Source organism: Actinopolymorpha sp. B9G3 (assembly GCF_040120725.1).
Lineage (GTDB): Bacteria > Actinomycetota > Actinomycetes > Propionibacteriales > Actinopolymorphaceae > Thermasporomyces.
The window spans coordinates 494,397-505,653 of the sequence record NZ_JBEEAB010000003.1 but is presented as its reverse complement, the minus strand read 5'-3'; the positions used below and the strand labels follow the sequence as shown (position 1 = coordinate 505,653).

At 69.4% G+C, this 11,257-nt stretch carries 11 protein-coding genes; 3 read left to right on the top strand and 8 right to left on the bottom strand.

The genetic code is table 11. The annotated features are described in order from the left end of the window. Positions 1 to 7: 7 nt before the first annotated feature. On the bottom strand, positions 8 to 751 hold the full coding sequence (locus tag ABNF93_RS08475) for a class I SAM-dependent methyltransferase (RefSeq protein WP_349327227.1): 744 nt from the start codon (positions 749 to 751) through the stop codon (positions 8 to 10). Continuing rightward, complete coding sequence (locus ABNF93_RS08470; RefSeq protein WP_349327225.1) at positions 748 to 1,878, bottom strand: glycosyltransferase; 1,131 nt, start codon at positions 1,876 to 1,878, stop codon at positions 748 to 750. The genes ABNF93_RS08475 and ABNF93_RS08470 overlap by 4 nt, the downstream gene beginning before the upstream one ends. Positions 1,879 to 1,923: 45 nt before the next feature. Here ABNF93_RS08470 and ABNF93_RS08465 point away from each other — a divergent pair, with 45 nt between their 5' ends. After that, positions 1,924 to 2,886 carry a lysylphosphatidylglycerol synthase domain-containing protein gene (locus ABNF93_RS08465; protein WP_349327224.1) on the top strand — a complete coding sequence of 321 codons (963 nt, stop codon included), beginning with the start codon at positions 1,924 to 1,926 and terminating at the stop codon, positions 2,884 to 2,886. 7 nt (positions 2,887 to 2,893) lie between these two features. Here the strand turns inward: ABNF93_RS08465 and ABNF93_RS08460 are convergent, their stop codons facing one another. The 3 genes from ABNF93_RS08460 to ABNF93_RS08450 form a co-directional block, all read right to left on the bottom strand. Beyond that, positions 2,894 to 4,099 (bottom strand): homogentisate 1,2-dioxygenase, encoded by a 1,206-nt coding sequence (locus tag ABNF93_RS08460; protein WP_349327223.1) that lies wholly within the window; start codon positions 4,097 to 4,099, stop codon positions 2,894 to 2,896. 263 nt (positions 4,100 to 4,362) lie between these two features. Then, the gene (locus ABNF93_RS08455) at positions 4,363 to 5,925 is read right to left on the bottom strand and encodes an MFS transporter (RefSeq protein ID WP_349327221.1); all 1,563 of its coding nucleotides are present in this window, start codon (positions 5,923 to 5,925) and stop codon (positions 4,363 to 4,365) included. An 88-nt stretch (positions 5,926 to 6,013) separates the two neighbouring features. After that, a complete protein-coding gene (locus tag ABNF93_RS08450; RefSeq protein ID WP_349327220.1) occupies positions 6,014 to 6,184 on the bottom strand; it encodes a hypothetical protein in 171 nt (56 codons plus the stop codon). A gap of 304 nt (positions 6,185 to 6,488) precedes the next feature. Between ABNF93_RS08450 and ABNF93_RS08445 the strand changes: the two genes are divergently transcribed. Together ABNF93_RS08445 and fahA are read left to right on the top strand one after the other, a co-directional pair. After that, positions 6,489 to 6,644 carry a hypothetical protein gene (locus tag ABNF93_RS08445; protein ID WP_349327219.1) on the top strand — a complete coding sequence of 52 codons (156 nt, stop codon included), beginning with the start codon at positions 6,489 to 6,491 and terminating at the stop codon, positions 6,642 to 6,644. A gap of 40 nt (positions 6,645 to 6,684) precedes the next feature. Next, complete coding sequence (gene fahA, locus ABNF93_RS08440) at positions 6,685 to 7,935, top strand: fumarylacetoacetase (protein ID WP_349327218.1); 1,251 nt, start codon at positions 6,685 to 6,687, stop codon at positions 7,933 to 7,935. 24 nt (positions 7,936 to 7,959) lie between these two features. Here the strand turns inward: fahA and ABNF93_RS08435 are convergent, their stop codons facing one another. From ABNF93_RS08435 to ABNF93_RS08425, 3 genes are all read right to left on the bottom strand, one after another. Then, the gene (locus tag ABNF93_RS08435) at positions 7,960 to 9,240 is read right to left on the bottom strand and encodes an acyltransferase family protein (protein WP_349327217.1); all 1,281 of its coding nucleotides are present in this window, start codon (positions 9,238 to 9,240) and stop codon (positions 7,960 to 7,962) included. Positions 9,241 to 9,379: 139 nt separating this feature from the next. Next, positions 9,380 to 10,240: an ABC transporter ATP-binding protein gene (locus tag ABNF93_RS08430; protein WP_349327216.1), complete on the bottom strand. Its 861-nt coding sequence runs from the start codon at positions 10,238 to 10,240 to the stop codon at positions 9,380 to 9,382. Then, on the bottom strand, positions 10,237 to 11,250 hold the full coding sequence (locus ABNF93_RS08425) for an ABC transporter ATP-binding protein (RefSeq protein WP_349327215.1): 1,014 nt from the start codon (positions 11,248 to 11,250) through the stop codon (positions 10,237 to 10,239). The genes ABNF93_RS08430 and ABNF93_RS08425 overlap by 4 nt, the downstream gene beginning before the upstream one ends. Positions 11,251 to 11,257 lie beyond the last annotated feature (7 nt).

The following is an 11,257-nucleotide window of genomic DNA, read 5'->3' as shown; positions in this document are numbered from 1 at the left end:
TCACGCCCTAGGCCGGAAGTTGCGCCCGCGCCACCAGACCCGGCCCGTGCCCGGGGAACCGGCGCTGCAGCCACCGGAAGGGCAGCGTCCCGAACTTCGTGGTGGCCGCCTGCACCCCCGACTTCGGCTGGAGCAGCCGGCCGCTGCCACTGGTCTTGTCGGCCATCGACGCGTCCGCTCTCGCCTGCGCGGCGACCCGTCGCTTCCCGATCTGGTTGCGGCCGGCCTCGAGCACGTAGCCGAGTGGCCCGCCGAACTGGTGGATCTCGACGTTCTCCAACCCGGTCTCGCGCAGGAGCCTGGCCATGATCGCTGGGTCGTACCGCCGGAAGTGTCCGGCCATGACGTCAGCCGGACCGAACCGGTGCTGGAAGGCCGGTGTGCTCAGCACCATCCACCCGCCGGGGCGCAGCCGGCCCGCCCACTCGGCCAGTGCCTTGTCGTCGTGCTCGATGTGCTCGATCACCTCGAACGCACACACCACGTCGAAGGTCTCCTCCAGGCGCAGCGCTGACAGGTCGCCGTTGCGTACCTCACCGTCGCCGCCGGCGGCCGCGAGCCGTTCGCACGCCACGCGGTAGGACTCGGGGTCAGGCTCGAGCCCCACGTAGCGGTACCGCTGGGCCAGCCTGGCGCCGAAGCCACCCTGCCCGCAGCCCACTTCCAGCGCGGCGTACGCACCTTCGGGCAGGAGCCGGGAAACGAGGTCCCAGCGCAGCCAGGCGTTCGGGCTGAGAGGAGGCAAGGTCACGATGAGTCCCGCGCTTTCGTCACTGTGTGGAGATGATCCTGGAGGTGGTCAAGTAGGGGTCCGACGATCTGGTCGGGTGCGAAACGCTCCACGGCCAGCCGGGCAGCGGCGGTGCGCATCCGGGTGAGATACCTACTGTCCCAGGCGAGCCGGCGTAGCGCCGAGGCCAGTGCCGCCGAGTCGCCAGGTGGTACGAAAAGGGCGGCGGTGCCGAGGGTCCTCCGCTGGGGAGAGGTGCCCGATGTCACGACGGCGCAGCCGGCAGCGGCTCCCTGGAAGACCTTGTTGGGTACGACGTTCAACGCCTTCATGGTCGTGCCGAACACGCCCAGGCAGACGTCGTGGTCGGCGACGACCTTCGGGAGCTCGTCAGGGGGCACCCAGTCCACCCAGGTCACCCGGTCGTTGGCACGGGCGGCCGCGCGAGTCTCCGCGTCGTCCTGCCCGGATCCGATCATGGTGACGTCGATCGACTCACCGGCGAGTTCGGTCAGCGCGTGGCCGATCACCGGCGTGCCGTGCAACGGCGTGTAGACGCCGAAGAAGACCACCCGCAGCCGGTCCCCGCTGACCTCGTCCGCCGGGCGTGCCACCTCGAACCACTCGTCGGCGGCGCCCACGGCGGCCACGACCGCCCGGTCGCGATATCGGTCCGGCACGAGCTCGCGGTGTTCCTCGGTGTCGACGACGATCACGTCGGCCGATCGGAGCGCCATCCGGTCGACGACCCGCAACAGGGCCTGCTTGAGGCCACCTGTCTCACCCCGGTCGCGGGCCGTGTCAGCGGCGAAGATCAAATGATCAAGAACAATGGGCGTACGCCTGAACAACAGCTTGGCCAGCAGGACGTCGAAATGACCGAGATACCCGACCAGCACCACGTCAGGGCGCGGCTGCCGGCGGGCCTGGCGAGCCAGGGCGTACCAGCAGCGCACGAGCCTGACCAGCAGGACCGGCAGCAGCGCGGGCCGCTTGAGGATCTCGACGCGCTCAGCGGTGTCGAGCCCGAGCGGCACATTGCACTCGGCCACGTCGAGGCCACGACGCCGCAGGCCATCGGCGAGAATTCCCACCCGCGGATGGCTGCGTACGTCATATGTTCCGAAGACCAACACCCGCACGGACATGGAGCGTAACAGCGCGTTGCCCTGCGTACCGTACGCTTCCGTAACGTGTTGGCGTACCGATCGATAACTACAGCCGTCCTCCGCGTACTTTCCAGTCGCGCGCTGCGGGTCGGGTTCGTCGTCGTGGCTGCGGCACTCGGCGTGGTGGCGATCGCCCGCGAGTGGGACGGGATCAACCAGGCGATGGTCCAGCTACACCCTCCGGTGCTGGGCGCCGCGCTCCTGGTGGTCCTCGCGTCGCTGTTCACCAGCATGGTGCTGTGGCGCCTGCTGCTGGCCGGCCTCGGCTCACCGCTGCCGTACCGGGTGGCGGCGCGGGTGCTCTATGTCGGTCAGCTCGGCAAGTACATCCCGGGGACTGTGTGGCCGATGGTCGCCCAGATGGAGCTCGGGCGTGACCACGGGGTGCCGCGACGACGCTCAGTGACGGTTTTCGTCCTACTGATGCTGTACACGTTCGCCAGCGGTCTGGTCGTGGCAACCGGCACGCTGCCGCTGGCGGGTGGGACGGCGCCACCGGCGTTCCGGTGGGCGTTCGCGCTGACACCGCTCGTCGTCGTCCTGCTCCATCCGAAGGTGCTCAACCCCCTGCTCGACCGGCTGCTGCGGCTGGTCAAGCGGCCCGCACTGGAGACGCCCCTTACGCTCGCGGTCTCGGCGCGCGCGGCGGCCGCCGGCGTGACGCAGTGGCTGATCTACGGGCTGCACGTGTGGATCCTGGGTGTGGCCCTCGGTGCGGATCCGGCGGCCCTGGCGCCGCTCGCGATCGGCGGATTCGCTCTCGCCTGGTGCATCGGCTACCTCGGGGTGATCACACCTGCCGGGCTGGGCGTCCGGGAGGTGGCGCTGGTGGCGATCCTGCTGCCCGTGCTCGACCGAGCCGACGCGATCGTGGTCGCGCTCGCGTCGCGGGTCCTGATCACGGTGGCCGACCTGCTCCTGGCCGGTGCCGGCACGCTGTCGATGCGGACGATCCGCCCGCCGGTCGACGAGGCCCCCGTCCGCTGACCGGTGATCAGGTGTCGGTACGGCGGCCGGCCCAGGTCCAGGCGTACACCCCGTCGTCGCTCGCGAGACCCGCCTCGCCCAGCTCGAGGGGCCGGAACGTGTCGACCATGACGGCCAACTCGTCGACCTCCTGGACACCGAGCGACGCGTCGATCGACGCCGGCTGCGGGCCGTGCGCGTATCCGCCCGGGTGCAGCGAGATCGAGCCGAGCCCGATGCCCGACCCCTTGCGGGCGCCGTAGTCGCCGCCGACGTAGAACATCACCTCGTCGCTGTCGACGTTCGAGTGGTAGTAGGGCACCGGGATCGCCAGCGGGTGGTAGTCGACCTTGCGGGGGCAGAAGGTGCACACCACGAAATTCGTCCCCGCCCACACCTGGTGAACCGGTGGCGGCTGGTGCACACGTCCGGTGATCGGCTCGAAGTCCTCGACGTTGAACGTGTACGGATACAGGCACCCGTCCCAGCCCACCACGTCGAACGGGTGCGTGGCGTAGACCATCCGGGTGCCCACGATGCCCGCCGCGCCGGGCCCGCGGTGCTTGACCAGGACCTCGACATCCGTGCCCGTCTGGACGTACGGCTCGGCCGGGCCGTGCAGGTCCCGCTCGCAGTAGGGCGCGTGCTCGAGGAACTGGCCGTAGCGGGAGAGGTACTTCGCCGGCGGCCCGATGTGGGAGTTGGCCTCGATGCAGTACGCCTGAAGAGGTGCGTCGCCCTGCGGGATCCACCGGTGTGTCATCGCCCGAGGGATCATCACGTAGTCGCCCTGCCGGGCGTCGAGCACGCCGAACACGGTCTCGACGCGGGCTGTCCCCGCCTCGACGTAGACACACTCGTCCCCGACGGCGTTGCGGTACAGCGGAGACTCCTCGCCGGCCCAGACGTAGGAGATCCGGACATCGGCGTTGCCGAGCAGCAACCGACGGCCGGTCACCGGGTCGTACGCCTTCCACTCCTGGTTCTCGAACAGCCCGTGCAGCTTCAGATGCCGCGGGGTCAGGGGATGGTTCGGCTGGGTCGCGAGGTCACCCGGCTCCCACACCTGGGCGTCCACGATCGCGGAGGGCACGCCGGAGTGGTAGAGCAGCGACGAGTCGGAGGAGAAGCCCTCCTCCCCCATCAGCTCCTCGCGGTAGAGGGTGCCGTCGGGCTGCCGGAACTGCGTGTGGCGCTTGAGCGGAACGTCGCCGACGCTGCGGTAGTAGGGCATGTCGTACTCCTCACCATCCTCCACGGGCGGGCGGCGGCCGCGCGGCCAGAGACCCCCGAACTGGCGTGTCTTTGACCGTACGCCGGACTCCGGACGGCCGGCAGGACGAATCCGGCCGCCGATTTCCCCGTGCGGGCATCCAGGTTTGAGATGACACGAATGACCACGTTGAGCATGCCTGTGGGACCCGGACAATGTGTGGATACCTCGTGTCGGACCACAGGCATGCTCAACGTGGTCATTCACGGACGCAACGCCGGATCTCAGGGTGTCGGGCGCCTGCCTCCCTGGGCAGTGTCCGCCGGCCGGCCCATGTCCGCCGGCTGACCCATGTCCGCCGGCTGACCCATGTCCGCCGGCTGACCCATCTCTGCTGGCTGGCCCATGTCCGCCCGCTGAGCGGCCACGGCACCGGCGTCCGCGCGTGCCCGGAGGGTCGTGCGTACCGACTCGATGTCTCCAGGCGAACTGCGGGAGGCGAGCCAGTACATCAGACCGGTAGGTAGGAAGAAGAGCTGGAACGCCGCGAGCCCCAGCGCGTAGTTCAGCGGCGGCGGGAACGACACCTGCAGGGCCCGGAACACGAGTCCGACGAGCCCGTTGCCGAGCGCGCGCCCGGCGCCGTTGACGAGGTTGCCCGTGCTGAACACCGTCCCGCGGTGCTCGGGCGGGTTGACGTCGACGAGGAGGGCGTACCAGTTCGGGGCGTTCGCCGAGGTCAGGGCGAGCGCGAGGAAGGCCACCAGGAAGCTGATCCCGACGGTCGGCTCACTCACCACACTCGTCAGGACCGCCGAGACGATGTCGCTGGTGCCGCCCCCTGCCACGACATCGACCCGCAGGGGAAGGAAGAACAGCACGACATAGAACGGGATGCCGCCAAGGATGCCGACCGTGGCGACGAGAGCCCGCCCACGCAACGTACGCCGCTGCAGCCGATCACCGATCAGACCGCCGACGATCGACAGGACCGCGCCGAACTGGAACAGGGTCGCGAACAGCGCGCCGATGACGATCGCGGTCGACTCCGCGTATCCCTCCGCCTCGGCCTTCGCCTGGAACAGCCGCGGCAACCACACCAGCGACCCGAACACGAACTGCGCCGTGAAGCCCTGCATCACCAACCAGAGGTTGGTCCGCCGGACCAGGATGCGGGGTACCTCCGCGAGACCGATCCGGTGGGGGTACTCCTTTCCGGCGGCGAAGATCGCTGCCAGCTCCGGCTCGCTCTGGCCCCGGCGTACGTCGTAGGTGAACAGGTACGCGACCGTGGCGACGACGCCGGCGACGGTCAGCACCCAGAAGGGTCGCCGCCAGTCGTATGCACCGAGGACGCCGGAGAGCAGGGTCCCAAGGAGGGTGCCGACCCCCTGGGAGAGCCCCCAGAAGCTCATCACCAAGCCTCGCCGTCGGGGCGCGATCAGGTCGCTGACGACCGAGAATCCGACCGACGCGACCGCACCGATGCCCACCGCGGCGACCACCTGGGCGGCGAAGAAGCCGAGGAAGCTGCCGGACAGGGCCGTCCCGGCCGTTCCTGCCGCCCAGACGAGCGTGCCGATCATGAGGACCGGTTTGCGTTGCGTCCGGTCGCCGGCGTACGCCCAGGCCACGGCGGCGATCGCGGCGACCAGGAAGCAGATCGCCGTCACGAACCCGACCGCGCCCTCGCGCACGCCGAAGTCCCGAGCGATCGGGCTGTAGAGGGGTGGAACGAGCACGGCTGCCACGTTGTCGACGGAGGCAAGAATGATGAAGACGACGACGCTGTAGACGCGGTGCCCTGCTGTCCCCCGGAGCCGGGAGGTCTGGCCAGCGCTCGTCACGCGCACATCCAACCAGCATCCTCAGCCCGAACCACCCGTCGAGGCCCTGATAGGCCGGGATCTTCGCCATCCTGCCCCGCCTGCCCCGTCAGCCCTCCGGTGCCGCCGGACCCTCGTGATCATGATCGTGATCATGAAGGATTTGCGTGCGCATGGCCCGATTTTCCTTCATGGTCCAGTTTTCCTTCATCGTTCGGTTCATGATCATGGTTCGGTCCACCTCGCCGGTTGGTTCATGATCAGGGCCGGGTTCCTTCATGGTCCGGCTCATGATCACCGGCCGGTCAACCAGGCCACCGACGCCGTCGTTGCTGAAGAGCCCACCCGAGGGCCGTCGTTCCCGAGTGTTGCCAGCTTGACCGCGATCGCCGCTCCCTGTGCGGCCGTACGCGGCGGTACGAAGTCGAGGTCCTTGTCCAGGTCCGTGGCGCCTGACGAAACCGACGCCGGTCTACCAGAACTCCGGGACGACGGCCGGTTGATGCAGCTCATCGCGCTGGGCCAGGTGATCGCGGGTCCTACACGGGTCCGTACGCGACCATCTGCGCCACGACCTTGTCCACGTGCCCGTCATCGACGCTGAGCCAACCAGGCTCGTCCTGGCATGGCCGGAGGGCAGCCGCTCTCGGGCCCTCGCCACGCTGGTGCGGGCGGCGGCCCGCGTCGCTGCCTCCCACGACGGCTCCCGCCCGCGTTCCGGGTACGCGGCCTCCCGGTGATTCGACCCTGCGGGAGCGCGGGTTCCTGCAGGATTGACCCGTGTCGCTCTCGAGCTGGGTCCCGGTCGCCCACGGTTCGCCGTTCCCGGTGGAGAACCTCCCCTACGGCGTCTTCTCCCACGGCGAGGAGGACCCGCGGGTCTGCGTGGCCATCGGCCGCTACGTGCTCGACCTCGCACCGCTCGCGGCGAGCGAGGGAGCGGACTTCGCGAGCGTGTTCCAGGAGCCGGCGCTCAACCCGTTCATGGCCCTCGGTCGCCGCGCGTGGGGCGCGGTCCGGCACTGGCTGACCGAACGCCTGATCGACGAGAGCTACCGCCCCCTCGTCGAACCCGAACTGGTTCCCCGCGACCAGGTACGCCTGCACATGCCGTTCACTGTGGCCGACTTCGTCGACTTCTACGCCTCCGAACACCACGCCACCCGTCTTGGCCAGATCCTCCGGCCGGGTGAGCCGCCGCTCAACCCCAACTGGAAGTATCTGCCGGTCGGCTACCACGGCCGGGCCGGCACGGTCGCCGTCTCGGGCACTCCGGTGCGGCGCCCGTCCGGGCAGTTCCGCCCCGCCGACGCCGCCGCGCCCGAGTTCGGTCCCACCAGCCGGCTGGACATCGAGGCCGAGGTGGGGTTCGTCATCGGTACGCCGACAGAGCTGGGCACCCAGGTGAGTGTCGATGACGTACGCGACCACGTCTTCGGCGTCGTCCTCGTCAACGACTGGTCCGCCCGCGACCTGCAGGCGTGGGAGGCGCGACCGTTGGGACCGTTCCTCGGCAAGTCGTTCCTGACGTCGATATCGCCCTGGGTCGTCCCCCTCGACGCGCTCGAACCCGCCATGCTCACGCCACCGACCCAGGATCCCGAACCGCTGGCCTACCTACGTGGAACGCATGACTTCGGCCTCGACCTCGAGCTCACCGTCAGCCTCAACGGCACGGTCGTGTCGCGGCCTAGCTATGCCGACATGTACTGGACGCCCGGCCAGAAGCTCGCCCACCTCACCGCCAACGGCGCTGCCTTGCGTACCGGCGATCTCTTCGCGTCCGGCACGGTCTCCGGCCCGTGTGAGGACACCTGCGGCTCCCTCATCGAACTGACCGACGGAGGCACGCGACCGGTCACGCTGGCGGACGGATCGCAGCGGACGTTCCTCCTCGACGGCGACACGGTCACGATCGAAGCGACCGCACCAGCGGGCGAGACCCAGCGGCTCGGGTTCGGTGAGGTGACCGGAACCGTCTGCCCGGCAACGGCACCGGCATATCGCGCCAGCCCGCCTGGTGGAACATAGACCCGACACCTGCCGGAGGACGCGTCAGTACAACGCGACGGCGAAACCCGCGAACACGACGGCCAGGATCGCGGCCAGCAGCCGGTAGCCGCGGGCGAGCCCGTCCCAGGGTCCCTCGAATCTCCTTGTCAGCAAGGCGATTCCGGCGAGGAGGACCGCCATCGCCGGGATCCAGGCGAGCCGCGCCAGCACCCATCCCAGATCCTCCGGCGCCGCCGTCAACCCGGGAACCTCACCGCTCACCGCCCCACCCATGGACACGAGCACCATCGGCACCTGGTGCCAGCAGAAGATCGTCATGGCCGCGAGGTTGACGACGGCGACCCCGGCCCAGAGCCCAGGCGCCCGCAACAACCGGTTGAGCCGTCTGTGCAATGCGATCGCCGCCCCGGACTGGATTGCGGCAAGTGCGGGCACGAGCAACGACGGTGGATGGGAGTTCGTCCGTTCGGCACCGGGGACGCCCACCATGCTGAGCGGATAGTCGAACGCAAGAACCAGCACCGCGAACGCCACTGTCCCGCCACCCAGGAGCAGCCACCAGCCGCGTCGTACGAGCCGTCCGCGCGCCCAGGAAACGCCGAGCTGATAGGCGAAAAGCCAACCAGGCAACAGGTTCACCAGGCCGACCCAGCTTGGCACCGCGTCCTGCCACGGTCCGTAACGCAGCAGGTCGCCGGCCGCGACGATGGCGAAGAGCGGGAGTGCCGCCCACGCGCCCAGACGGCGGTCGGCGGCGACGGCGTACCTGGTCAACGCCGTCAGGGCCGCGTAGACGAGGACGAACCAGAACGGCTGGACCAGTAGAACGACCCAGGTACGCAGCGTCCCGGTGGGTACCCCGACCGCGCCGAGCACCAGGAGACACGCCGCCGACACCGAAATGGCCGCCACCACGGGACGCCCGAGCCGGACGAACCGCCGCAGCACCCAGTCGCGATAGGACTCGCCGCGCGACTGCGCGCGCGCCTGGCTCGCGACTGCCGAATAGCCGCCGACCAGGAAGAACAGGCCGAGCATCTGCAGAATCCAACTGGCCGGGCCGAGCCAGCCGAGGGTCTGCAGCGGACTCGAGATCTGCAACGCGCCGTCCGGCTGGACCACCAGCGCGCCCACCAGCCAGTGGCCGACGATCACGCCGAGAGTCGCCAGGGCGCGCAAACCGTCGATGGCCCGGTCACGCTCGGGCGGCGTCGCGGCATCGATCCGCGAGCGGAACGACTCCCCACGCGACGAACGTTGCCGGGGCGGCAGTGGTTGCGGAGCCGGCGCGGCAGCGGGCTGACCCGCGACGACATCGGTCATACCAGCGACGCTAGGAAGAATTCACCGCCGCTCCCATCCGGAACGCCCCCGAAAGCGTGCCGGGGTCACCCGGGGATTCCCGCTACCGCAGGACAATATCGGCCCCAGGGTCACTCTCCAGGGACTCGACGGACCGAACTCAGTCGAGGATGTTCTCGTGCAGGCGGGGGACGTCGGCGAGCAACCGCTGGGTGTACTCGTGCTGCGGGTTGAAGATCACGTCGTCGGTCGGCCCCTGCTCGACAAGCTCGCCCTGACACATGACGAGCACCCGGTCGCTCACGTAGCAGGCCTGGCCGATGTCGTGGGTGATGAACAGGATCGTCAGGTCGTAGTCGGTACGCAGGTCACCGAGCACGTTGAGGATGTTCGCCCGTAGCGAGGCGTCCAGCATCGAGGTGGCCTCGTCGGCGACGAGAATGCGCGGCTGCAACATCAGGGCCCGGGCGATCATCACCCGCTGCCGCTGTCCGCCGGACAACTGGTGCGGCCACTTGTCGAGCACCTCGGCCGCCGACATGCCGACGTGCTCGAGTGCCCGCGCCATCTGCGCCTCGGCATCGTCGCCGGCGGCTTCGGAGGCGAGGGACAGCGACCGGCGGAGCAGCCTACGTACGGTGAAGAACTGGTTGAACGCACTGAACGGGTCCTGGAAGACCGCCTGCACGTCACGCCAGTACGTCCGCAGCCGCCGGCCCGTCAGCGCTGTGACGTCCTGGCCGTCGAGGTGCACGGTGCCGGCCGTCGGGTCGAGCAGGCGCAGCAGCAGCCGCGCCAGGGTCGACTTGCCGCTGCCGCTCTCCCCCACGATGGTGACGACTTCCTGCCGTCCCAGGGTGAACGACACGTCGTCGACAGCCCGGACGAGACTGGCGCCGTGGCCGAACGTCCGGCTGAGACCACGGGCCTCGAGCAACGGTGCCTTGTCGCCAGCCGTTCCTCGCGCAACGCCGCGCGACTGGTCGACCGCCGTGCCGGTGGATCCGTCCTGCGAGGTCACCCTCCCACCTCCACCGACTCGTCGGGATGTTGGTCAGCCCACCAGCACCGCGAGAAGCGCAGCCCTGCGCCCACCTGGGGCGGTTCGTCCGTACGACAGACGTCCATCACCATGCCGCACCGGGGATGGAACCGGCAGCCACTCGGCGGGCTCGCCAGGCTGGGCGGCGCGCCGGGGATGCCGCGGACCCTCGTGCGTCGCATCTGCGGCTCCGGGACGAGGACGGAGGACAGGAGCGCCGCGCTGTACGGATGCCTCGGGCGGTTGATGATCTCGCTGGTGTAGCCGACCTCGGCGATCTGGCCTGCGTACATGATGGCGATCCGGTCGGCGATGGTGTTGAGCACCGGAAGGTCGTGGGTGATGAAGATGACGCCGCCGATGATCTCCTGGCTCAACATCTCCCGCAACATCTCGATGAGGACGCGCTGGGACGACACGTCGAGAGCGGAGGTGGGTTCGTCGGCGATGAGCAGGCGCGGGTCGAGCAGGGCCGACACCACCGTGACGACGCGCTGCTTCATGCCGCCGCTGAGCTGGTGCGGGTAGTAGTCGAGCACGCGGGCGGGCAGGTCGAGCTGCTCCAGCCGCTGGCGGGCCCGGTCGATGGCCTCGTCCCGCTTGACGCCGGGTCGGTGGGCACGCGTCACGTCGTAGACGAAGTCGCGGATCCGGAGGGTCGGGCTGAGGGAGTTCATGGCTCCCTGCGGCAGCAGTGACACGACCTCACCGCGCCACTCCCGTGGCGGGTTCCGGTCGGGACCGAGGTCGAGTTGTTGACCGTCGACCTCGAGCTCGCCGCCGAGCACGAACAACGGCGGGCGGACCGTCAGCGACAGGACCGCGCCGAGCGTGGACTTGCCACACCCCGACTCCCCCGCCACGCCGAGGACCTCGCCCCTGCGGACGTCGATCGACACGTCGTCGACCGCCACCACCTGACCGCCACCGATGCTGTAGGCGGCACGGAGGCCGCTCGCCCGAAGCAGCGACTGAGTGGACGTCGTCATCAGATCG